Here is a 22,453-nt window from a genome sequence, read left to right on the forward strand (position 1 = left end):
TGCCTGTGCTTCCCCCCGGGCCCACCCCCCCCTCGCGCGCCCGCCCCCCCCCACACGCCGCCGCCCCCCCCCCCCCCCCCCGGGGGGCCCCGGGCCACAGTCCTTGTGCGGCTCCCTGACGGCTCCTAGCTGTTGCCGCCGGTGAAGTAGTTCTGCAGTCCGGGGACCTTGAGCGAGCCGCCGAACTGGCCTGCCTGCTTCACCGTGGCGTTGGTGAAGAAGGCGAAGGGCACATTCAGCGGCGGCGGGGTCTCCGGGCTGAAGGTGACGGGGATGAGGCCGAAGAGGTTGCCCTTCAGCTCTTCCGTGTACATCGTCACCGTGCCGTTGCGGATCGTGGAGGTGGAGCCCTCCTCCGCCTTGACGTGGCCGGTGGAGCCGGCCGGCCCCTTCGTCAGCTGGTGAAGGTCCTTGATGTCGACGGTGTCGGCGGTGAACTTCAGCACCTTCTTGACCGTGCCGTTGTACGTCTTCACCTCGACGATGCCCGCGTAGTCGAGCCCGGTGAGCGTGAGCTTCGACGTCTCCAGCGTCCACGGGTCGTCCGGGAGCAGCGGGACGCCCTGCTCCAGGTCGGCCGCGGCGAGCGCCTCGGGGTCGGCGGTCGGGCAGGGGAAGCGCTCCTTGGCGCCGTCCGGGATGTCCTCGTCCTTCACGGGGTCGAGGCCCTTGACGTCGTCGTCGAGCTCCTCGACGTCCTCGCCCGCCTTCCCCGCGGCGTCACGGATGGCGTCGGTGGTCTTGTCGACCGTGCCCTTCACCGCGTCCGTGGCCTTCTTCGCGGGCTTGGTGGTGGCGCTCTCCGACGGCTTCGGGGACTCGGTGGTGGCACTGGCACTGGGGGACGGCTCGGCCGTCTCCTTGTCCTTGTCCTTGCCGCCGCCCAGGAGGTCCTTGAGCGCGTCGCCGACACCCAGCGGGTCGAGGGGGTTCTTCGACTCGGTGGGCGTGGGGGTCGCCGACGAGGCGGCCTTGTCGTCAGAGGACTCCTGGGAGGACTCCGTGGAGGACTCCGTGGACTTGTCCGCGTCGGAGGCACTCGCACTCGCGGAGGGCTTCGGGGTCGTAGCCCCGTCGTCCTTCCCCTTGTCACCCTTGTCGTCCTTGCCGCCCTTGTCGGCCTTGCCGTCCTCGGACGCCGTGGCGCTCGGGGTCGGATCCTGCGACTCGGACGGCTCGTCGGAGCGGGTCACACAGGGCCCGGGCGCGAAGGGGATGTCCGAGTTGTCGTCGGCCATGGCCAGCTTGGGGGTGAGCCCCATACCCACGAAGACGGCCGTCGGCATCGCGGCGAGCGCGAACGCCTTCTTGCCCGCGGGCATGTGCAGCTTCGTCAGGAGTGACTTCCTGGGCGCCGCGTGACGGCGCCCGCCTCGCCCTGGAATGTCCTCCGGGCCGAGGTCGTTCATCTGCCCGTCGTCACCCGGCACGATGCCTCCCACCGTCGGCCTCCACCGCCGCCTTGAACAGCAGAGGCCTTCGCGGGGCCTCAGCCGTGTCCTGGGACTCCCGACGGGGCTCAGGCACCTCGGCGGCGTCGTCAGCCGTCCGCTGGGCCTCAGCACCCTCCGGGGCCGGTGCCGCTGTCGCCTCGGCCGGAGCCCAGGAGACCGAGAGTGCTCCACCGAGGAGGGAGAACAGGAAGCCGACGATGAAGCCGCCTATGTTGGCGACGGGGATGGAGATGAGCGCGAGCAGGATCGCGGCGATACCGGCGAACACCCGCACGATGTGGTGGAACCACATCGTCAGGCCCAGCGTGATGAGCAGGACCCCGATGATCAGCGACCCCGCACCCGCGGTGGTGGACATCGCGATCGTCATGTTGCCGAGGTGCATGTTGGCGTACGGGAAGTACGCGATGGGTAGACCACCCAAAATGGTGAACAGTCCCGCCCAGAACGGCCGGTTACCCCGCCAGGTGCGGAATCCCCGCCGGTAGACGGTGAGGTAGTGCTCGTTCTGCCCTGTGGACTCGGGGCTCATGGAAAACAGCTCCCTGGAACCGGTACTGCTGTGAGAAGAGAAGGGGTGGGCAGCCGGAGGCCTCACGAGGCTCCGGCCACCCGGGCGAGTACTAGAAGCACTCCTTGACGCCCTTGTGCAGCTTCAGGCTCAGGTTGCTGAGCTTGAAGGTGCCGGCCGTGGTGGCCCACGCCGTCTGCTCCACGTTGGACAGCGTGGCCGTGTCGGCACGCTGCGAGAAGCCGTTCGGGTTGACGGACTTCTCGGTACCGGACTGGATGCCGGGCTTCCCCATCGAACCGGCGGCGACGCCGATGTCGATGTTCTCGAAGTACGCGTCCGCGTCGAGCTGAGCGACGTCGAGGTACAGGTTCGTCGCCTCGACGGGCTTCTTCGGGTCGGTACCGGCCTTCAGCTCCAGGCTGACGCTGCCGAGACCGAAGGGAAGGTCAGGCGTGACCACCGACTGGCACATGTTGGTGATCGTCGCGCTGCTGAAGCCGGAGACGGCGACCGGGTGCGCCGCGTCCTTGCCCTTGAGGTCCTTGCCGACAGCGACGCTGCCGTACTGGACGAAGTCCTTACCGACGAGCTTGTCGGTGCTGACCTTGAAGCTCTGGCCGGAGACGCTGAACGACGCGGCGAGCGCACCCTGCGCGAGGCCGACGCCGACTGCGGCGGTCGCGACGACGCTCGGCACCATGACCAGAGCGAAACGCTTCCATCTGGTACCACCGCGAACCTGCGAACTCATAAATTTCCTCCTTCTCGGACGTACATCTCCGGTACGGGCATGGTGCCCGTCCTGGGATGGGAGAAGTGCTACGTCCTCGGGAAGGAGAGCGCCCTGACCGGAGGCGCGTACCGCATCCGAATCACCGGCGATCACCCCCGAGCGACAACCACTGGCCGCGCGTCTGCGCGACCGGTTCGGACAGGCCCTGCCAGGGCAGGAACCCCCCTGTCCGCGATCGGCGCCACTGCCGCCGACCACCCGGTGGGGACCCAAGAAGCCCACCTGCGCCGACTGGCCGTCGGGCTGGCGGGTATTGGACCGAGCGTGGCCGATCGTGGTGCATTCGCGGCCGTGACACAAGGGGGGTCGTTACCGGCTAGTAACGACACGATAACCAGGATGCGACAGGCGGGCACCGCGCGGCCACACAGGGTGGCCTCGACGGGACGTGCGAACGGCGGGATTACAGCCCGAAACCGGACAGACCTCCGTAGACGATTTACTGCGAGTAACAGCGCGTACTTTTATCAAGTTTTGGTAAAGCGGAGGTGTTTCCCGGCGTTCGCCCGCGAAAACGGCCGTGGGGCCCGATGGGGGCCACCCGGGGGGGTGTGACAAAAGAACAACACACGCGCCAGGGCGGTCCGGGCGGCGGCGACCCGTGGATCGTCGGGGCCGATCACCTCGAAGAGCTCCAGGAGCCGCACCCGGACGGTGTCGCGGTCGTCGCCGAAGTTACGGCGGACGGTCTCGACGAGCCGGCCGAAGGCATCCTCCACATGGCCGCCCACGAGGTCCAGGTCCGCGGCCGCCAGCTGCGCCGCGGGATCGGCCGGCTTCTCCGCCGCGTCCTTGCGGACCTGCTGCGGGTCCAGGCCGGAGACACGGCCCAGCAGTTCGGCCTGGGCGAGGCCCAGCTTCGCCTCGGTGTTCAGCGGGTCGTCGGCCAGGACGCGCTTGTACGCCTTGACGGCACCATCGAAGTCGTTGGCGTCGAGCGCCTGGGCGGCGGCTTCGAGCTGCGCGTCGTAGGGCCCGGCGGGCACCTCGGCGGGGGCGCTCTCCGCGCCTTCGGCCCCTGCCTCGGGGTCGACGACGATCCCGGTGAGGCCGAACCGCTCCTCACCGACCTGGATCAGCTGGTCCAGCGTCTGGCGGATCTGGCTCTCGGGGGCCGCGCCCTGGAAGAGCGGAAGCGCCTGTCCCGCCACCACGGCGAAGACGGCGGGGATGCCCTGGACCCCGAACTGCTGCATCAGCATCTGGTTGGCGTCGACATCGACCTTGGCCAGGACGAAACGGCCGTTGTACTCGGCGGCGAGGCGCTCGAGGAGCGGGCTGAGCTGCTTGCACGGCTCGCACCACTCGGCCCAGAAGTCGATCACGACGGGGACTTCGGAGGAGCGCTGGAGGACCTCGGCCTCGAAGCCGGCCTCATCGACGTCGATCACCAGGGAGGCGGGTGCCACGGCACCGCTTCCCCCCTGTCGGGCGGACTCCGCGCGGGCCTGCTCCGCCTTCGCCTTGGCGTCGCCGGCCGCCTTCACAGCGGCGAGGTCGACGACGCCGCTCATGGACATGTTCCTAGGCTGCATACGTACATCCTCCCCCCTGCGCGCACTGTTCCGGAAAGCGATCCGCGAACCGCTTCCGCCCACAGCCACGCCGGTGTGCGCGGCGGGTGGACGGAAACGGCCCAGGGGCCCTGAAAAACCCCGAGATCGGCACCGGATCCCCACCCGGCGCCTGTGGCTGTCGATCAGTGTGGCGTGGACGACGGAAGATCCGTCGCTCCTTACGCTACGACCCGTAGCGTAACTGCCAGGACCCCCTGCGATGCAAGAGTGCGCGGTGATCTGTCTCACGAGCTCCAGGGCCGGTCAGCACTACTTACCGGCCGGTATGGTCGCCGCATGCTGAGCCGCAGCCACACCGAACCCTCCCGGTCCGGACGTCCCCGCAGTGCCGAAGCGGATGCCGCGATCCTAGAGGCGACCCGTGCCTCGCTGGTCGACCTCGGCTGGTCGAAGCTGACGATGGGCGATGTGGCGACGCGCGCGGGGGTCGCCAAGACGACGCTCTACCGCCGCTGGGCCGGCAAGAACGAGCTGGTGGTGGACGCGGTCGCCGTCCTCTTCGACGAGCTCGAACTGCCCGACCTCGGCAGCCTCTCGGCCGATGTGGAGGCCGTGGTCCTCCAGTTCGCGGCCCTGCTGGAGCGCCCCGAGACCAAGACGGCGCTGATGGCCGTGGTCGCCGAGTCGACGCGGGACGAGGCCCTGCGGGACCGGATACGCGACTCCATCGTGGCCCGCCAGAAGCGCCTCGTGCTCCAGGGGCGCGAGCGTGCGCAGGAGCGCGGCGAACTGCCCGCCGAGCCTGACGCGGTGATGGCGGCCCGCACCGCGGACCTGGTCTTCGACGTGATCGCCGGCGCGGTGGTGCACCGCGCGCTGGTGAGCGCCGAGCCCGTCGACACCGACTGGGCCAGGCGCTTCACCCTGCTGCTGCTCCTGGGCCTGGGAGCGGCCTCCGCCCAGGAGGAGCAGCCTCAGAAGCCCGGCGGCTCCGTGTAGACGCCCCACTCGTCGCGCAGCACCCCGCAGATCTCGCCGAGCGTCGCCTCCGCCCGTACGGCCTCCAGCATCGGCCCGATCATGTTCGAGCCGTCGCGCGCGGCGGCCAGCATCGCGTCCAGCGCGCCCTGCACCTTCGCGTCCTCGCGGCCCGTCTTACGGCCGGTGAGCTCACGCACCTGATCGCGCTCGACCTCGTGACTGACCCGCAGGATCTCCAGGTCGCCGGTGACCGACCCGTGGTGGACGTTGACGCCGACGACCCGCTTCTCGCCCTTCTCCAGCGACTGCTGGTAGCGGAAGGCGGATTCAGCCGTCTCACCGGTGAACCAGCCGTCCTCGATGCCGCGCAGGATGCCGGAGGTCATGGGCCCGATGGGGTGCCTGCCGTCCGCGTGCGCCCGGGTGCCGCGCTCCCTGATCTGCTCGAAGATCTTCTCGGCGTCGGCCTCGATGCGGTCGGTGAGCTGCTCGACGTACCACGAACCGCCCAGCGGGTCCGCGACGTTGGCGACGCCGGTCTCCTCCATGAGCACCTGCTGGGTGCGCAGCGCGATCTCGGCGGCCTGCTCGGACGGCAGGGCGAGGGTCTCGTCCAGGGCGTTGGTGTGCAGGGAGTTGGTGCCTCCGAGTACGGCGGACAGCGCCTCCACGGCGGTGCGTACGACGTTGTTGTACGGCTGCTGGGCGGTGAGCGAGACACCGGCGGTCTGGGTGTGGAAGCGGAGCCACTGGGCCTTGTCGGTCTTCGCGCCGTACGTCTCCTTCATCCAGCGCGCCCAGATCCGGCGGGCGGCACGGAATTTGGCGATCTCCTCGAAGAAGTCGAGGTGCGCGTCGAAGAAGAAGGAGAGCCCGGGGGCGAAGGTGTCGACGTCCATGCCTCGGGAGAGCCCGAGCTCCACGTATCCGAAGCCGTCGGCGAGGGTGTAGGCGAGCTCCTGCGCGGCCGTGGCCCCGGCCTCTCGGATGTGGTAGCCGGAGACCGACAGCGGCTTGTACGCGGGGATGTCGCGCGCGCAGTGCTCCATCAGGTCGCCGATGAGGCGCAGATGGGGCTCTGGCTGGAAGAGCCACTCCTTCTGTGCGATGTACTCCTTGAAGATGTCGGTCTGGAGCGTGCCGTTGAGCACACCCGGATCGATGCCCTGGCGCTCGGCGGCGACCAGGTACATGCAGAAGACGGGGACGGCGGGCCCGCTGATCGTCATCGAGGTGGTGACGTCGCCCAGCGGGATGTCCTGGAACAGCACCTCCATGTCGGCGGCGGAGTCGATGGCGACGCCGCAGTGGCCGACCTCGCCGAGCGAGCGCGGGTCGTCGGAGTCGCGGCCCATCAGGGTCGGCATGTCGAAGGCGACGCTGAGCCCGCCCCCGCCGTTGGCCAGGATGGTCTTGTACCGCTCGTTGGTCTGCTGGGCGTTGCCGAAGCCGGCGAACTGTCGGATGGTCCAGCTGCGGCCCCGGTAGCCGGTGGGGTGGAGTCCCCGGGTGAAGGGGTACTCGCCCGGCCAGCCGATCCGTTCGAAGCCCTCGTACGTGTCGCCCGGCCGGGGCCCGTACACGGGCTCCACCGGGTCACCGGAGAGCGTGGTGAAGTCCGCGTCACGCTTGCGGGCCTTGTCGTAACGGGCCTGCCAGCGGCGGCGGCCTTCCTCGATCGCATGAGCATCCATGCTTCAAATTTACTAGGACGTCCTAGTAAATGTCGACGGCAAACCGCCCTGCGCTTCACGCGGGGCGGTCGGGTACTGCCTGGATCAGGCCTTGACGGTCTGCGGGGAGCCGTCGGTGATCAGCGGCTCGACCTCCTGGACCACCTTGCGCTCGACGAAGAACGCGGCGGTCGGGATCGTGCCGGAGATCAGCACCCAGAGCAGCTTGCCGACCGGCCACTTCGCCTTGGAACCGAGGTCGAAGGCGAAGATCAGATAGATGATGTAGAGGACACCGTGGATCTGCGAGACGACGAGCGTCACACCCTCACCGGTGTCGAAGCCGTACTTGAAGACCATGGAGACACACAGGATCAACAGCATCACGGCGGTGACATAGGCCATCACCCGGTAGCGGGTCAGCACACTGCGTTTCATGGCATCGAGCGTAACCGGACGACCTGGGCGATCTTGCGGCGCCCCGCTCCCCCCACGGGACAGCCCTCAGGCGTCGTCGAAGTCCTGGGCGGCCACCCGCAGCGGGCGCAGCATCGCGAAGATCTCGGCGCACTCCTCGGCGTCGTACGCCCCGAGCCCGAAGTCCATCGCCATCAGGTCCTGGCTGGCCGCCTCGACGACCTCACGGCCCTTGTCCGTGATGGAGGCGAGGGTTCCGCGGCCGTCGTTGGGGTTGGGTCGCTTGTCGACGAGCCCCGAGCGCACCAGCCGGTCGACGGTGTTCGTCACGGAGGTGGGGTGCACCATCAGACGCTCGCCGATCTTGGACATCGGCAGCTCGCCGGCCTGCGAGAAGGTCAGCAGGACCAGCGCCTCGTAGCGGGCGAACGTCAGCCCGTACGGTTTCACCACCGCGTCCACCTCGGCGAGCAGGATCTGCTGCGCACGCATGATCGAGGTGATGGCGCCCATGGAGGGCACCGGCCCCCAGCGCCGGTGCCAGAGTTCCTCGGCACGGGCGATGGGATCGAAGGGGAGGCTGAGCGGCTTCGGCACGGCACGACCTTACCCACTGGTCACATGACGGTCAGCACCGTCTCGCACTTCGGTACCGGACACGTGTTCCATGCACCTCCACGACGAGCAGAAGCGTGCAGACCGTGCCGAGCACTCCCGAGTACGCGACGACCTGGTGCACCGGAACGAACTCGGCGGCCAGCCCCGCGAGGGCCATACCGATCCCCTGGAACGTCATCAGTCCCGCGGTGAGCAGGGTCATGGCCCGCCCCCGCAGGTGCTCGGGGACCGCCTCGACGAACCACTGGTCGAGCCCGATGACGTACGCCGCCCCCGCCCCGGCCAGCAGGAGGGCGCCGACGGCCAGGGCCGTCCCCGGGCGGAACGCGTACAGCAGGAGGGGCAGCAGCCCGAGAGCGGCGACCGGCAGCACGATCCGGGAGCGGGTGAGCGGGCCGAGCGCGGTGCCGACGTACAGCTCGGCGCCGATGTGGCCGACGGCCATCGCGCACATCAGCAGCCCCACCGCGGCGGGGCCGGCGCCGATCGCGTCCGCGTACGGCGCCGCGAGCGCCTCGGGGGCGACCACGAAGAAGGCCGGCACCCAGAAGAGCAGCAGCAGCCCCAGGATCCGGCGGTCGCCGAGTACGGCCCTGGTCCCGGCGAGCGACTCCCGGACCAGCGCGCCACGGGTGCCCCCCGTCGCACGGGCGGGGCGGTCCAGGGTGCCCACGCGCAGCAGCGTCGCCGAGCAGAGGAACGTCACCACGGTGATCGTGATCGCCCCGCGCGGGGACAGCACGGTGAGCAGCACCCCGCCCGCGCCGAAGCCGATGAGCATGGCGCTCTGGGACACCAGGCGCAGCAGCGAGCGTCCGAGTACGTAGAGGTCGCCGTCGCCGAGGATGTCGGTGAGGGCGGCCGTCCGTGTCCCGGTGAAGACGGGGGCGACCGCGGCCACCGCACAGCGCAGGGCCAGCAGCCAGCCGACCGGGGTGCCGGGGAACACCATCACGGCGACGCAGCCGGCGCAGATCAGGTCGCAGGTGACGAGGACACGGCGGGCGGGGTAGCGGTCGGCAGCCCCGGCGAGGAGTGTGCCGCCGACGATGTACGGGAGGAAGCCGAGCGCGAAGGTGAGGGCGGACAGCAGGGGTGAGCCGGTGAGGTCGTAGACGAGCAGGGTGAGGGCCAGCTCGCTGACGGTCACCCCGAGCAGGGAGAGCAGATGCGCGGCGAAGACCGCGCGGAACTCCCGTACGGCGAACACCGCACGGTATCCGCCGGACGTGGGGCCCGCCCCCGGGGCTGAGCCCGGGTCGGACGAGGAGGCGTGCTCCGGGGGCGGGATCCGCCGAATCGTGGCCATCGCATCGGCGGCGGGCTCTTCGCGGGGTGTACCCGCCGGGACGGTGGTGTCACTCGGCATGGACGCAGCTTGACCGAACAGGCGGGCCCCTCCGTAGACTTTCGGCTCACCCCGAAAGTTGGCCTCGTCCCCCATGCCCTTCCATCTGCACTTCGACGAGAGCGACCTGCTCCGCTGCCGCTTCGCGCTCTCCCCGCTCTTCGAGACGCAGGAGGCCGTACGCACGCTCCACCGCCCCGCACGGCACGGCTACCACCTGCCCTGGCTACGGCGGATCAGGGAGGGCGCCGCCGGACTCGACCTCACCGCGTTGTGGCTGCTGATGCCGGACCCCGGCCACAACCCGGACTTCATCTGTCCGCCGCCGCTCGGTCCCCTCGCCACCTTCGCCGAGGAGATCGAGGTCGTACGCGCGACGGATCCGGCGACCGCCCGCGACGACATCGCGCTCGCGCTCGCCGACACCCCCGGCGGCCTCCGCTCCCCCGCGGGACAGCGGATGCTGGCCGAGCCCGACCGGGCGGTCCAGGAACTGGCCGACCTGCTGGAGCGCGCCTGGGAGGTGATGGTCGCACCGCACTGGCCCCGGCTGCGCGCCCTGCTGGAGGCGGACATCGCCTACCACTCGCGGCGCCTGGCCGAGGTGGGCTTCGAGCGGCTGCTCGGCGAGATCAGCCCACGGCTGCGCTGGGCGGACTCGACCCTGACGGTGGCCGGCACCAGCGGGAACCACAGCCGGGTCCTGGGCGGGCAGGGCCTGGTCCTGATGCCCTGTGTCTTCGTCTGGCCGGATGTGGTCGGGGGCTACGAACCTCCGTGGCAGCCCGCCGTGATCTACCCCGCGCGCGGCATCGGCGGGCTGTGGACGGAGTCCGGTGACCGGACCCCGGACGCGCTCGCCCGGCTGCTGGGCAGGGCCCGCGCCGATGTGCTGTGCGCCCTCGGTGAACCGGCAGGGACGAGCGCCCTGGCGCACCGGCTCTCGCTCGCCCCGTCCTCCGTGTCCGCGCATCTGTCGGCACTGCGCGCGGCGGGCCTGCTCACCTCGCGGCGGTACGGGCATCAGGTGCTGTACGAGCGCACCCCGCTCGGGATGGCGCTGGCCGCGCAGGACCACTGAGCGCAGGGGCCTCCCGCGCCCCGCGCCCGCGCAGCAGCGCGAAGGAGCGCACCACGGCAGGCGCGAGGGCGGTCGCCAGGGCCGCGTACGCCCAGCCGCGCATGTCGGCCTGGGTGAAGGCCAGCAGACAGCTGAGCACGCCGAACAGACAGGTCGCGGCCACCAGGGGGCGGCGGACCAGCGCCAGTGTGTAGCCGGCGGCCCGTCCTGGCTCCACCCGGAACAGCGCCGTAGCGTACTGCCGCGTCAGCGCCTCGTACGTCCCCCGGGGTCGGCGCGGCGGCCGGGCGAGCCCGTCCGTCCGGGCTGCGGGGGCGTCCGGGGTGTGGACGGAGCGCCAGTGCTCTCCGGTCAGGGGATTGCGCAGGCGGTGGATCTCGAAGCCGGTGGCGATGTCGCCGGTGACGGAGTCGTGGAAACCGCCGGCCTGGCGCAGGGCGGCGACCCGTACGACGTGGGCGGTGCCGGCCAGCACGGGCGCACCGTAGCGGTTGCCCGCCCGCTGGCCCAGCGCGTGCAGAAGGCCGCGGGCCGTCCCCTTGCCCGCGGGTGCGTCTCCCGCGTGGAGCGGCGGGCCGACGACGAAGGCGATGTCCGGGTCGCGGAAGTAGCCCGTCGTCCGGCCCAGAAAGCCCGGCCGCGGGATCCCGCCGGTGTCCACGCGGGCGACGAGGTCGTAGGCGTCACCGTGCTTGGCGAGCCAGGCGTTGTGGTTGCCGTGCCTCGTCCCGGCCTCGTGCGGACCCTGGTCCCGGTTCCACTCGGGCACCCCGAGGCGGGTGAAGTGGTGCACACCCAGCTCGGCGCAGAGCATCCTGGCCTCCGGGTCGTCGCCCTCGTCGAGCAGCCAGACGTCCAGCGGTCCGGGGTGCCGCACCCGTACGGCACCCTCCAGGGCGGCCCGCACCGTGGTGAGGGGTTCCGCGCCGGGCACGTACGTGAGCAGGAAGGCGAGCGCGGTGCCGGGCTCGGGCGTCACCGGCACCGGGTCCCTGGCCACGCACACGGCGTGGGCGACGGCGGCCACCCCGACGAGCACGAACAGTTCGATCACTCCGACGGAGACCAGTGCCAGGGAGTCGGCGAGCACCAGCCACCTCCGGCCTTCCCCGCGCACGGCCCAGTGGCTGGGCCACAGCACGTGGAGCAGCAGCAGTCCGGCGACCGCGGGGGCGAGTGCCATCAGGAGGACCGCTCGTATTCGGTACCTCTCGGTGCGCCGGGGGCGGCGGAACCGCACCCGGTACCGCGTCGCCGGCGGCTTCGCGAGCGGACCCGCGAGACGGCTGCGGCTGTCGTGACCCTCCGACGGCATCACGCCTCCCATGGTCGGATATGCCGGTGTTCCCGCATGTCCCCACAGAAGGGGAGACGGGACCACCTGTCGACCCGGCAGGTCCGACCGAGGGCGTTCTTCGCCCGAACGGCAAGAGCCCCCGCGTACGGGGGCTCTTCGTGAGTGTGGGCGGGTCAGCCCGCCAGGTGTCGCTCCACCGTCTCGACCTTGAAGGTCAGACCGTCGGTGACACCGGGCCTGATGTCGGCCTTCAGCACCAGGGAGACGCGGCCCGCACGGGCCTCCACGGCGGCGACGGCGCGCTTCACGACGTCCATGACCTCGTCCCACTCACCCTCGACGGAGGTGAACATCGCGTCGGTGCGGTTGGGCAGCCCGGACTCACGGACGACACGGACGGCGTCGGCGACGTACTCACCGACGTCCTCGCCGACACCCAGGGGGCTGACGGAGAAGGCGACGATCATGCGCTGACCGTCCCCTGAGCACGGGCACGGGCGGCGATGACGCCGTCGCTCTCGTACCTCTTGAGCAGCTTCTCGCCGTAGAGACCGCCGAAGGGCAGGACCGCCAGGAGGAAGAACAGCGCGACGCGCTTGAACGGCCACTTGGCCTTGGACCACACGTCCAGCAGGAACACCAGGTAGATCGTGAAGAGGATGCCGTGCAGCATGCCGAGCGGCATCATCAGGAAGTCGATGTCCGAGACCCGGCTGAGCACCGAGCCGAAGATGATCAGCGCCGGGAAGGACAGCGCCTCGGGGAGCGAGATGAGGCGCAGCCGGTGCAGGGCGGAAGCGGTCTTGATGTCCACGAGGGCACCTTCGGTGGGAGGGGGCATAAGGCTTGTGAACGCAGGCACAAGCACTGCCATTGTGGCATCGCTCCCGGGCCCACCGGGCAGCGGGTCGGGCCGCCGGGCCCTGTGCGCGGGACGCGACTGCCGCTAACGTCGCACCGTGGCGATGTTCCGACTCCAAGGCAGCAAGATGCTCTCCGTCGACCTGACGGGTGATGCCGTCAAGGCGAAGAACGGCTCGATGGTCGCGTACGAGGGCCGGATGACGTTCAAGAAGATGACCGGCGGCGGTGAGGGTCTGCGCGGCATGGTGACCCGCCGGCTGGCCGGCGAGCGGATGGTGATGATGGAGGTGAAGGGGCAGGGCACCTGCTATTTCGCCGACCGGGCGAGCGAGATCAACCTCGTCTCGCTGCACGGCGACAAGCTGTACGTCGAGGCGAGCAATCTGCTGGCCACCGACGCCGGGCTGCGCACCGGCACCACCTTCACCGGGCTCCGTGGCGGGGCGAGCGGCAACGGCCTGTTCACCACGACCGTCGAGGGCACCGGACAGGCTGCGATCATGTCGGACGGCTCCGCCGTGGTGCTGCGCGTGTCGCCCCAGTACCCGCTGAACGTCGACCCCGGCGCCTACATCGCCCACCAGGGCAGACTCCAGCAGCACTTCCAGTCCGGGGTGAACTTCCGCACGTTCATGGGTGAGAGCTCGGGCGAGTCCTTCCAGATCCGCTTCGAGGGCGACGGCCTGGTCTACGTACAGCCCAGTGAGCGGAACACCATCGGGGGCGATGTCTGATGCCGTTCCGCGAGATCAACTCTCGGATGGTCGAGGCCGTGGTGGAGCCCGGCCGGACGATGTACAGCCAGCGGGGCGCGATGCTCGCGTACCGCGGTGATGTCTCGTTCACCCCCAACATCCAGGGCGGACAGGGCGGCCTCGGGTCGATGATCGGCCGGCGGGTGACGAACGAGGCCACCCCGCTGATGACGGTCGAGGGGAACGGCACGGTGATGTTCGGCCACGGCGGCCATCACATCCAGGTGATCAATCTGTCCGGCGACACCCTCTACGTGGAGGCCGACCGGCTGCTCGCCTTCGACGGGACCCTTCAGCAGGGCACGATGTTCATGGGCTCGCAGGGCGGTGTGATGGGCATGGTGCGCGGCCAGGTGACCGGGCAGGGGCTGTTCACGACGACGCTCAAGGGGCACGGCGCGGTCGCCGTGATGGCGCACGGCGGGGTGATCGAGCTCCCGATCGCGCCGGGCCGGCCGGTGCATGTGGACCCGCAGGCCTACGTCGCCCACCACGGGGACGTGACCAACAAGCTCTCCACTGCGCTCGGCTGGCGCGAGATGGTGGGCCGCGGTTCAGGTGAGGCGTTCCAGCTGGAGCTCAGCGGCAACGGAGCGGTGTACGTCCAGGCGTCGGAGGAGAAGCTGTGAGCACACCGGTGATCCACGACCCGATGACGCTGCCGTCCGACGACAGCGTCGACTCGTACACCTTCTGCGTGGAGCTCAAGGGGAGCCAGTGGTTCCTGCAGAAGGGCAAGATGATCGCCTACTACGGGCAGATCGAGTTCAACGGCATCGGGCACGGCCGCTTCGAGCGGCTGATCCGTTCGAGCTTCCACTCACCGCTGCACGCGAGCGACTGGGTGGTGGCCGAGGGCAGCGGCAAGATGCTGCTGGCCGACCGGGCCTTCGATGTGAACTCCTTCGACCTGGACGACGGCAATCTGACGATCCGCTCCGGCAATCTGCTGGCCTACCAGCCGACGCTGGCGCTGAAGCAGTCGATCGTGCCGGGCTTCCTGACGCTGATCGGGACGGGGAAGTTCGTCGCCGCGTCCAACGGCCCCGTGGTCTTCATGGAGCCGCCGCTGCGGGTGGACCCACAGGCGCTGGTGGGGTGGGCCGACTGCCCGTCGCCGTGCCACCACTACGACCACGGCTATATGACGGGCGTGCTCGGCGGGCTGCGCTCGCTCACCGGGATCGGCGGCACCTCAGGGGAGGAGCACCAGTTCGAGTTCGTCGGGGCGGGGACGGTGCTGCTCCAGTCGACCGAGGCGCTGCTGCCCGACCAGGCAACGGGCGCGGTCCCGCACGAGGCGGGTGTGCCCGGCGGCGGTCAACAGCGTCCGTCCCGCTAGCCCGGGGACCTGCGCCGTCACTCCGGGCCGTGAACGGTAGTCTGCGGAGTGTGACGTCCGGCAGGCGCGTGCGCGGGGTCACATCAGCAGAATTCGTCCGGCTTTCAACATCTTAGGTAGAATCCATACATGGAGACCGAGACGGCCACACGCTGGCTGACCGATGCGGAGCAGTGCGCCTGGCGCACCCACCTGGACGTCAGCAGGCTGCTGACGCATCAGCTGGAGAAGGACCTTCAGCCGTTCGGCCTGACCATGAACGACTACGAGATCCTGGTCAACCTCTCGGAGTCGGAGGACCAGCGCATGCGGATGAGCGATCTGGCCGCCGCCACCCTGCAGTCCAAGAGCCGGCTCTCGCACCAGATCACCCGCATGGAGAACGCCGGCCTGGTCCGCCGCGAGAACTGTGAGTCGGACCGGCGCGGACTGTTCGCGGTCCTCACCGATGTGGGCGGCGAGACGATGCGCAAGGTCGCCCCGCACCATGTCGAGTCGGTGCGCAGGCACTTCATGGATCTGCTCTCCCCCGAGGAGCTCACCCAGCTGCACGCGGCGCTCACCCCGATCGCGGAGCATCTGCGCGGCCGGCGCGGCAAGCCGTAGCGCCCAGGGCCCTTCGTCCGGATCGTGCCCAGGGCCCTTCGTCCGGATCATGCCCCGGGCCGCCGCCCCGGCAGCCGCAGGGTGAACCGCGCCCCGCCGCCCGGCCCTTCGCCGACCGTGAGTGTGCCTCCGTGCCGGGAGGCCACATCACGGGCGATGGCCAGGCCGAGCCCGGCCCCGCCGTCGTCCCGGCTGCGGGCGTCGTCGAGGCGTACGAAGCGCTCGAAGATCCGCTCCTGTTCGGCCTCGGGCACGCCCGCCCCGTCGTCGGTGACCTCCACCAGTACGTCGCCCCGGTCCGCCCGCACCGAGACGGCGACCGAACACTCCGCGTGGCGCTGGGCGTTGTCCAGCAGATTGCCGACGACCCGGGCCAGCTGACCGCGCGAGCCCGTGACGTCGAGCGACCCGGTGTCCGCAACCGACACCTCAGGACCGATCCGGTCCGCCGCGCGCTGGGACACCTCCTCGCGGACCAGCGCTCCCAGATCGACCGCCGTACGCCCCGGCCGCTCCCCCGCGTCGAGCCGGGCGAGCAGCAGCAGGTCGGCGGCCAGCACCTGCAGCCGTACGGTGTCGGCGACCGCTCCGGGCACGTCCAGCAGCTCCGGGTGGGCGTCCCCCACCTCCAGCTGGATGCGGAGGGAGGCGATGGGGCTGCGCAGCTCGTGCGAGGCGTCGGCGACGAAACGCCGCTGCCGGTCGACGGAGGCCTCCAGGACGGTGAGGGTCTCGTTGGTCGTGCGCGCCAGCCGCGCGATCTCGTCCCGCGAGTCCGGCTCCGGCACACGCCGCCCGAGATCCTCGGACGCGGTGATCGCGGCCAGCTCCCGTCTGATGCCCTCGACCGGGCGCAGCGCGCGCCGGGTCACCAGCCAGGTGATCCCCGCGACGACGAACAGCAGGAAGGGCAGCCCGGTCAGCATGGTGGTGCGTACGGAGCCCACGGCCTCCTGTTCGGCGGCGAGCGGGGCGCCCGCATGGACGATCACCGGGAGGCCCGCCCGTGTGACGGCCTCGACGGCGGCGAAGCGGAAGTCGGCCGTGTAGCCCTCGACGGTGGCGCTGCCGTTGCTGAAGTCGGGGTCGTCGGACGACACTTCACCGCGGTCCGTGTCGTCGCCGTCGTCGCCGTCGTCGCTGTCGTCGCCGTCGCCGTCGCCGTCGCCGTCGCCCGAGTGGTCATCGGGGCTCCCGACCGACCCCGATCCCGAGCGCCCCGGGGTGACGTCCGACGTCGCGGTCCCCGAAACGGCCTCAAGACCCTCCGAGACGAACAGCACGTGCTCTTCCTCGTCGGTCACCTGGACCGGGTGGACGTCCTCGTCGCTCAGGTCGAGATCCTCGTACGGCACATCCAGAGCGACCTGCCCGGCCACCTCGCGCGCCACGACCTCCGCCTCAAGACCGGCCCGGTCCGTCAGGTTGTCGCGCAGCACCTGGAGCACGACAAGCCCGGCGGCCACCAGGGCCACGGTGACCACCAGGGCCGCGCCTAGGGCGGCCCGGGCCCGTACGGACCTCACGACGACTCCAGGCGGTAGCCGGCACCGCGCACCGTACTGATGGAATCCGCGCCGAGTTTGCGGCGCAGGGCGCTGATGTAGACCTCGACGATGTTCGGGTCGCCGTCGTAGGCGAAGTCCCAGACGTGCTCCAGTATGTCGGCCTTGCTGACCACCTCACCGGCCCGCAGCGCGAGCTGCTCCAGTACGGCGAACTCCTTGTTCGTGAGGGCGACTTCGTCGTCCTCACGGTGAACCCGGCGGGCGGCGGTCTCCACCCGCAGCGTGCCCACGGTCAGCACCGGAGAGGCGGTGCTGCTGCCCCGGCGGCGCAGCAGCGCCCGCACCCGGGCCACGAGCACGACGTACGAGAACGGCTTGGTCAGATAGTCGTCGGCGCCGGTGTCGAGGCCCTCGGCCTCGTCGTACTCCCCGTCCTTGGCGGTCAGCATCAGGATCGGCACGTCGTGGCCGGCGGCACGCAGCTCGGCACAGACCCGGTAGCCGTTCATGCCGGGCAGCATGATGTCCAGGACCACGAGATCGTGGACGCCCTCGCGGGCCCGGTACAGCCCTTCGAGGCCATCGTGCACGACATCCACGGCGAAGCCCTCGGCGGTGAGTCCCCTGGCCAGGGACACCGCAAGACGCTTCTCGTCCTCCACGATCAACAGGCGCATGGGGACAGCCTCCCAAAGACAACCTGAAGACGACTTCAGCGTGATCTTGCGAGGAACCCCGGACACCCCCTTCCGGGCGCTCCGCGCCCGGAAGGGGGTGTCCGGAAGGGGGTGTCCGGCGGAGCCGGAGAACGCCGGGGTCGAACAGGTGGTCGCTGGTTCGCTGGAAGGTGGGACTGGTTTACGGAAGTCGCCCACATGTCCGGTGAGGTTTGTACGGTCATCGTTATGAAGCTCGTGGTGCAGGTCAAGCTCGTGCCGGATGCCGTGCAGGCGTCGGCTGTCGAGTCGACCCTGCGCGCGGCGAACGAGGCGGCCTGTTGGGTGTCGGAGGGCTCCTACCGGCATTTCGGGTTGAAGGGATCGGTCCGTGAGCTGCGCGGGCTGTGCTGCGGGCTCGAAGCGGCGCGTGAAGGCGGAGTCCAAGCCGATCGTGTTCCGACCGGATGCGGCGCACACCTACGACGACCGGTGTCTGTCGTGGAACTACGACACGCGAACGGTGTCGATCTGGACGCTCACGGGCCGGATCAAGAACATCCGCTTCGCCTGTTCGGCTGGGGCGCTCAAGCAGCTCGCCGAGCACCGCCAGGGTGAGTCCGACCTGGTCCAGCGGGACGGAAAGCTGTTCCTGGTCGCCACCATCGACATCCCCGAGCCGGAGGTGTTCGAGCCCAAGGGCTGGATCGGAGTGGACCGCGGTATCGCCAACCTCGCCACCACCAGCGACGGCGACAACCACTCCGGGCGCCGCCTCGGCCGATACCGCAGGTGGCAGGCACGCAAGAAGGCCGAGATCCAGGCCAAAGGGACACGGTCCTCCAAACAGCTGCTGAAGAAGCGGGCGCGCCGGGAGGCCCGGCACGCCACGCACATCAACCACAAGATCGCCAAGACAGTCGTTGCTGTCGCCCAACGCACCGAACGCGGCATCGCTCTGGAAGAACTGAGGGGCATCCGCGAGCGGGTCACGGTTCGACGCGACCAGCGAGCACGACTGTCCTCCTGGCCCTTCCACCAACTCGGCACCTTCATCGAATACAAGGCGCGCCGCGCCGGGGTGCCCTACCTGGAGGTGGATCCGGCCTACACCTCGCAGCGCTGCCCGCGCTGCGGGAACACCGAACGGGTCAACCGGCCCACCCGGGACCACTTCTCCTGTCGGCGGTGCGGCCTCGCTGGGCCCGCCGACCACGTCGCCGGGGTCAACGTGCGCGACCGCGCACGCTCGGCGTGGGTATTCGTCAACATGCCCGACCCGGTCCCCGCATAACGCGCCGACCGGTGGATGTGCCCCGTGACCACCCTGCCGTAGGGGGTAGCCGGGAGCATAAGCAACGCCCTGACAAGGACTCAGCCCCCAAGCTCGGTCCCTTCAGGGCCGAGTTAGTTGACGTGACTTCAGGCTGCGTTCAGCATCGGTGGGGCAGTGTGTACCCCATCGGACCGCACATCCTCGGGGAGCCCCTCATGCAGCGCAACATCGCCGTCATCGCCCTCACCGCAGCCGTACTCATCGGCGGCCTGGCCGGGTGCAGCGACAAGAACGGCGGCGGCGACAACGACAACGACAGCGGCCGCGGCGACTCGGCCCCGGTCTCGGTGACGAGCGACTCGGTCACCGTCGACGACGCCGTGGCCGCCGCGCTGAAGGCCGTCCCGGGCCGGGTGACCGAGGCGGAGCTGGAGGACGACGACAGCGACGGGCTTGTCTGGGAGCTCGATGTGTACGGCTCCGACAAGGTCTGGCACGACGTGAAGATCGACGCGGACGACGCGAAGGTGCTGTCCGACCGTGGCGACTCCAACAACCGGCGCCCGGTGCCCGGTTCGAGCCCCGTCTCGGTGATCGACGCGGTGGAGGCCGCACGCAAGGCGGAGCCCGGCACGGTGACGTCCGTGGACCTGGACGCCGACGAGAACACGCTGGTCTGGGACGTCGTCGTCAGGGGCAAGGACGGCGGCAACCACGAGCTGGACGTGGACGCGGAGACCGCCGAGGTGTCCGGGAACCACGGCGGCGACGACAACTGACGGACCCCACGCGACGCGCTGGCGTGCTCGGCGGCCCCGGGCGGCCCGCACGCCGCCCGGGAGCCGTCAGCTTCCGCCGGTGAGTCCCGCGATCAGCTCGTCCGCCGCCGTGTACGGGTCGAGGCCGCCGGCCACGATCCGTTCCGCCAGCGCGTCCAGCCTGCGGTCGCCGTGCAGATCGGCGATCCGCTCACGGAGCGCCGTGACGGTGATCGTCTCGACCTCGCGGGCCGCCCGCGCCGTACGCCGCCGGGCCAGCACGCCGTGCTCCTCCATCCACGCCCGGTGCTTCTCCAGGGCCTCGACGACCTCGTCGAGGCCCTGCCCACGGGCGGCGACCGTCTTGACGATCGGTGGCCGCCAGTCGCCGGGCCCCCGGGACTCCCCGAGACCCAGCATGTGGTTGAGCTCGCGCGCGGTGGCGTCGGCGCCGTCCCGGTCGGCCTTGTTCACCACGTACACATCGCCGATCTCCAGGATTCCGGCCTTCGCCGCCTGGATGCCGTCGCCCATGCCGGGGGCGAGGAGGACGACGGAGGTGTCGGCCTGGGAGGCGATCTCCACCTCGGACTGGCCGACCCCCACCGTCTCCACGAGGATCACGTCGCAGCCCGCCGCGTCCAGCACCCGGATCGCCTGGGGCGCCGACCAGGCGAGGCCGCCCAGGTGGCCACGGGTGGCCATCGAGCGGATGTAGACGCCCGGGTCGGAGGCGTGGTCCGACATCCGGACCCGGTCGCCGAGGAGCGCGCCCCCGGAGAACGGCGACGACGGGTCGACGGCCAGCACCCCGACGCGCTTGCCGGCCTTGCGGTAGGCGGAGACCAGCGCCGAGGTCGAGGTGGACTTGCCGACACCCGGCGATCCGGTCAGGCCGACGACGTAGGCGTGGCCGGCGAGCGGTGCCAGGGCGGCCATCACCTCACGCAGCTGCGGCGAGGCGCCCTCCACCAGGGAGATGAGCCGGGCCACCGCACGCGGCCTGCCCTCACGCGCCTGCTCGACCAGGGTGGGGACGTCCACCTTCACGCTCGGCCTCCTCGCTCCTCGCTCGTACGACGTACTACTTGCCCGGTACGCGGATGATCAACGCGTCGCCCTGACCACCGCCGCCGCACAGCGCCGCCGCCCCGGTGCCGCCGCCGCGCCGCTTCAGCTCCAGCGCCAGGTGCAGCACCACCCGGGCGCCCGACATCCCGATGGGGTGGCCGAGCGCGATGGCGCCGCCGTTCACGTTCACCTTGTCGGAGGTGACGCCGAGGTCCTTCATCGACTGGACCGCGACAGCCGCGAAGGCCTCGTTGATCTCGATGAGGTCGAGGTCCTCCACACCGATGCCCTCCTTCTTCAGGGCGTGCCGGATGGCGTTGGACGGCTGCGACTGGAGCGAGTTGTCCGGGCCGGCCACATTCCCGTGGGACCCGATCTCGGCGATCCACTCCAGGCCCAGCTCCTCGGCCCTGGCCTTGCTCATGACGACGACGGCGGCGGCACCGTCGGAGATCTGCGACGAGGTTCCCGCGGTGATCGTGCCGTCCTTGGTGAAGGCGGGGCGCAGCTTGCCCAGGGACTCGGCGGTCGTCTCGGCGCGGATGCCCTCGTCCTGGGAGAAGAGGACCGGGTCGCCCTTGCGCTGCGGGATCTCGACCGGGGTGATCTCGGCCTCGAAGATGCCGTTCTTCCGGGCGGCGGCGGCGCGCTGGTGGGACAGGGCCCCGATCTCGTCCTGGTCGGCGCGGGCCAGGCCCAGACGGGTGTTGTGCTTCTCGGTGGACTCACCCATCGGGATGTTCTCGTAGGCGTCGGTGAGGCCGTCGTGCGCCATGGAGTCGAGCAGCTCGATCGCGCCGTACTTGTATCCCTCGCGGGACTTCGGGAGCAGATGCGGGGCGTTGGTCATGGACTCCTGGCCGCCCGCCACCACGACGTCGAACTCGCCCGCACGGATCAGCTGGTCGGCCAGCGCGATGGCGTCGAGTCCCGAGAGACACACCTTGTTGACGGTGAGCGCGGGGACGTTCAGCGGGATGCCTGCCTTGACCGCCGCCTGGCGTGCCGGGATCTGCCCTGCCCCGGCCTGGAGCACCTGGCCCATGATCACGTACTCGACCTGGTCCCCTCCGATCCCGGCCCGGTCCAGCGCCGCCTTGATGGCGACACCTCCGAGGTCGGCTCCGGAGAAGCTCTTCAGCGAGCCGAGAAGACGGCCCATGGGCGTCCGCGCGCCCGCGACGATCACTGAGGTGGTTCCGGTCGTTCCTGACATGAGGCGCAGCCCCTTGGGATCGGTTGTGAACGAGGGTTTACTTGAATGTACTGAGCAGTACGCCCCCAGTCATCCGGCAGTCGGTGTGATCGCGCGCACGTTGCGTAACCATCCCGGGGGCGCTGCACTGGTTCCATGCTGACGCGAATCGACCACATCGGAATCGCCTGCTTCGACCTCGACAGGACGGTGGAGTTCTACCGTGCGACGTACGGCTTCGAGGTGCACCACACCGAGATCAACGAGGAGCAGGGTGTGCGGGAGGCCATGCTGAAGATCAACGACACCTCGGACGGCGGGGCTTCGTACCTCCAGCTGCTAGAGCCGACCCGCGAGGACTCCGCGGTCGGCAAGTGGCTGGAAAAGAACGGTGAGGGCGTGCACCACATCGCGTTCGGGACGGCGGACGTCGACGGGGACGCCGCGGACATCCGCGAAAAGGGCGTACGGGTGCTGTACGACGAGCCCAGGACCGGTTCGATGGGCTCCCGGATCACCTTCCTCCACCCCAAGGACTGCCACGGCGTGCTGACCGAACTGGTCACCTCCGCGACGGAGCACTGACCTGACGCATACCCGGCCCGGTAGAGTGGGCGGTTCCGGGCCGGGGCCGGGTCGGGGCCGCGCCGCGTCCCCACCTTTGATCTGTCACCATTCCCCGGAGGACCGCTCGCCGGCGGGCGGTCCTCGTATGGAGAATTGCGACCA

23 protein-coding genes and 1 pseudogene are annotated in these 22,453 nt (G+C 70.2%); 9 read left to right on the top strand and 15 right to left on the bottom strand.

Going from position 1 to position 22,453, the window contains the following annotated elements; genetic code table 11:
- Positions 1-125: 125 nt before the first annotated feature.
- From AB0C75_RS30770 to AB0C75_RS30785, 4 genes and pseudogenes are all read right to left on the bottom strand, one after another.
- Positions 126-1,430, bottom strand: a complete 1,305-nt coding sequence (locus AB0C75_RS30770; RefSeq protein WP_362895114.1) for a hypothetical protein — start codon at positions 1,428-1,430, stop codon at positions 126-128.
- The gene (locus AB0C75_RS30775; protein ID WP_362895028.1) at positions 1,420-1,986 is read right to left on the bottom strand and encodes a DUF6114 domain-containing protein; all 567 of its coding nucleotides are present in this window, start codon (positions 1,984-1,986) and stop codon (positions 1,420-1,422) included. The genes AB0C75_RS30770 and AB0C75_RS30775 overlap by 11 nt, the downstream gene beginning before the upstream one ends.
- Positions 1,987-2,077: 91 nt before the next feature.
- Complete coding sequence (locus AB0C75_RS30780; protein WP_362895029.1) at positions 2,078-2,719, bottom strand: DUF6230 family protein; 642 nt, start codon at positions 2,717-2,719, stop codon at positions 2,078-2,080.
- 602 nt (positions 2,720-3,321) lie between these two features.
- Positions 3,322-4,296 (bottom strand): annotated as a pseudogene (locus AB0C75_RS30785) (tetratricopeptide repeat protein); the annotation flags it as partial.
- Between the two features lie 318 nt (positions 4,297-4,614).
- Between AB0C75_RS30785 and AB0C75_RS30790 the strand changes: the two are divergent.
- A complete protein-coding gene (locus AB0C75_RS30790; RefSeq protein ID WP_362895030.1) occupies positions 4,615-5,277 on the top strand; it encodes a TetR/AcrR family transcriptional regulator in 663 nt (220 codons plus the stop codon).
- Here AB0C75_RS30790 and AB0C75_RS30795 read toward each other — a convergent pair.
- From AB0C75_RS30795 to AB0C75_RS30810, 4 genes are all read right to left on the bottom strand, one after another.
- Positions 5,253-6,953 (bottom strand): methylmalonyl-CoA mutase family protein, encoded by a 1,701-nt coding sequence (locus tag AB0C75_RS30795; protein ID WP_362895031.1) that lies wholly within the window; start codon positions 6,951-6,953, stop codon positions 5,253-5,255. The genes AB0C75_RS30790 and AB0C75_RS30795 overlap by 25 nt on opposite strands.
- An 84-nt stretch (positions 6,954-7,037) precedes the next feature.
- Positions 7,038-7,370 (bottom strand): DUF3817 domain-containing protein, encoded by a 333-nt coding sequence (locus tag AB0C75_RS30800; protein ID WP_362895032.1) that lies wholly within the window; start codon positions 7,368-7,370, stop codon positions 7,038-7,040.
- A gap of 66 nt (positions 7,371-7,436) precedes the next feature.
- Positions 7,437-7,946: a MarR family transcriptional regulator gene (locus tag AB0C75_RS30805; protein ID WP_362895033.1), complete on the bottom strand. Its 510-nt coding sequence runs from the start codon at positions 7,944-7,946 to the stop codon at positions 7,437-7,439.
- Between the two features lie 31 nt (positions 7,947-7,977).
- Complete coding sequence (locus AB0C75_RS30810; RefSeq protein WP_362895034.1) at positions 7,978-9,336, bottom strand: MFS transporter; 1,359 nt, start codon at positions 9,334-9,336, stop codon at positions 7,978-7,980.
- 73 nt (positions 9,337-9,409) lie between these two features.
- On the opposite strand from AB0C75_RS30810, the gene AB0C75_RS30815 reads away from it, so the two are divergent.
- The gene (locus AB0C75_RS30815) at positions 9,410-10,396 is read left to right on the top strand and encodes a DUF5937 family protein (RefSeq protein ID WP_362895035.1); all 987 of its coding nucleotides are present in this window, start codon (positions 9,410-9,412) and stop codon (positions 10,394-10,396) included.
- Here AB0C75_RS30815 and AB0C75_RS30820 read toward each other — a convergent pair.
- From AB0C75_RS30820 to AB0C75_RS30830, 3 genes are all read right to left on the bottom strand, one after another.
- Entirely contained in the window at positions 10,317-11,711 is a 1,395-nt protein-coding gene (locus AB0C75_RS30820; RefSeq protein ID WP_362895116.1) for a glycosyl transferase, read from the bottom strand. The two genes, AB0C75_RS30815 and AB0C75_RS30820, sit on opposite strands and share 80 nt — an antisense overlap.
- A gap of 155 nt (positions 11,712-11,866) precedes the next feature.
- On the bottom strand, positions 11,867-12,160 hold the full coding sequence (locus AB0C75_RS30825; protein WP_362895036.1) for an MTH1187 family thiamine-binding protein: 294 nt from the start codon (positions 12,158-12,160) through the stop codon (positions 11,867-11,869).
- Positions 12,157-12,507 (bottom strand): DUF3817 domain-containing protein, encoded by a 351-nt coding sequence (locus AB0C75_RS30830; protein WP_362895037.1) that lies wholly within the window; start codon positions 12,505-12,507, stop codon positions 12,157-12,159. Before AB0C75_RS30830 ends, AB0C75_RS30825 begins: the two co-directional genes overlap by 4 nt.
- A gap of 151 nt (positions 12,508-12,658) precedes the next feature.
- On the opposite strand from AB0C75_RS30830, the gene AB0C75_RS30835 reads away from it, so the two are divergent.
- From AB0C75_RS30835 to AB0C75_RS30850, 4 genes are all read left to right on the top strand, one after another.
- Positions 12,659-13,291: an AIM24 family protein gene (locus AB0C75_RS30835; protein WP_362895118.1), complete on the top strand. Its 633-nt coding sequence runs from the start codon at positions 12,659-12,661 to the stop codon at positions 13,289-13,291.
- Complete coding sequence (locus tag AB0C75_RS30840; RefSeq protein WP_362895038.1) at positions 13,291-13,941, top strand: AIM24 family protein; 651 nt, start codon at positions 13,291-13,293, stop codon at positions 13,939-13,941. The genes AB0C75_RS30835 and AB0C75_RS30840 overlap by 1 nt, the downstream gene beginning before the upstream one ends.
- Positions 13,938-14,654 (top strand): AIM24 family protein, encoded by a 717-nt coding sequence (locus tag AB0C75_RS30845; protein WP_362895039.1) that lies wholly within the window; start codon positions 13,938-13,940, stop codon positions 14,652-14,654. Before AB0C75_RS30840 ends, AB0C75_RS30845 begins: the two co-directional genes overlap by 4 nt.
- Positions 14,655-14,783: 129 nt before the next feature.
- The gene (locus AB0C75_RS30850; protein WP_362895040.1) at positions 14,784-15,260 is read left to right on the top strand and encodes a MarR family transcriptional regulator; all 477 of its coding nucleotides are present in this window, start codon (positions 14,784-14,786) and stop codon (positions 15,258-15,260) included.
- Positions 15,261-15,307: 47 nt separating this feature from the next.
- Here AB0C75_RS30850 and AB0C75_RS30855 read toward each other — a convergent pair whose 3' ends face one another.
- Entirely contained in the window at positions 15,308-16,786 is a 1,479-nt protein-coding gene (locus tag AB0C75_RS30855; protein WP_362895041.1) for a HAMP domain-containing sensor histidine kinase, read from the bottom strand.
- Positions 16,783-17,445, bottom strand: a complete 663-nt coding sequence (locus tag AB0C75_RS30860; RefSeq protein WP_362895042.1) for a response regulator transcription factor — start codon at positions 17,443-17,445, stop codon at positions 16,783-16,785. Before AB0C75_RS30860 ends, AB0C75_RS30855 begins: the two co-directional genes overlap by 4 nt.
- A gap of 433 nt (positions 17,446-17,878) precedes the next feature.
- On the opposite strand from AB0C75_RS30860, the gene AB0C75_RS30865 reads away from it, so the two are divergent.
- Positions 17,879-18,718 carry a transposase gene (locus tag AB0C75_RS30865; protein ID WP_362895043.1) on the top strand — a complete coding sequence of 280 codons (840 nt, stop codon included), beginning with the start codon at positions 17,879-17,881 and terminating at the stop codon, positions 18,716-18,718.
- A 197-nt stretch (positions 18,719-18,915) separates the two neighbouring features.
- On the top strand, positions 18,916-19,479 hold the full coding sequence (locus AB0C75_RS30870) for a PepSY domain-containing protein (protein WP_362895044.1): 564 nt from the start codon (positions 18,916-18,918) through the stop codon (positions 19,477-19,479).
- A gap of 66 nt (positions 19,480-19,545) precedes the next feature.
- Here AB0C75_RS30870 and meaB read toward each other — a convergent pair whose 3' ends face one another.
- Positions 19,546-20,508, bottom strand: coding sequence for a methylmalonyl Co-A mutase-associated GTPase MeaB (gene meaB, locus AB0C75_RS30875; RefSeq protein WP_362895045.1), 963 nt, complete (start codon positions 20,506-20,508; stop codon positions 19,546-19,548).
- 34 nt (positions 20,509-20,542) lie between these two features.
- Positions 20,543-21,745, bottom strand: coding sequence for an acetyl-CoA C-acetyltransferase (locus AB0C75_RS30880; RefSeq protein ID WP_362895046.1), 1,203 nt, complete (start codon positions 21,743-21,745; stop codon positions 20,543-20,545).
- 135 nt (positions 21,746-21,880) lie between these two features.
- On the opposite strand from AB0C75_RS30880, the gene mce reads away from it, so the two are divergent.
- The gene (gene mce, locus AB0C75_RS30885; RefSeq protein ID WP_362895047.1) at positions 21,881-22,309 is read left to right on the top strand and encodes a methylmalonyl-CoA epimerase; all 429 of its coding nucleotides are present in this window, start codon (positions 21,881-21,883) and stop codon (positions 22,307-22,309) included.
- The last annotated feature ends 144 nt before the right edge of the window (positions 22,310-22,453 follow it).

Origin of the sequence: Streptomyces sp. NPDC048565 (assembly GCF_040650935.1) — a bacterium.
Taxonomy (GTDB): domain Bacteria; phylum Actinomycetota; class Actinomycetes; order Streptomycetales; family Streptomycetaceae; genus Streptomyces.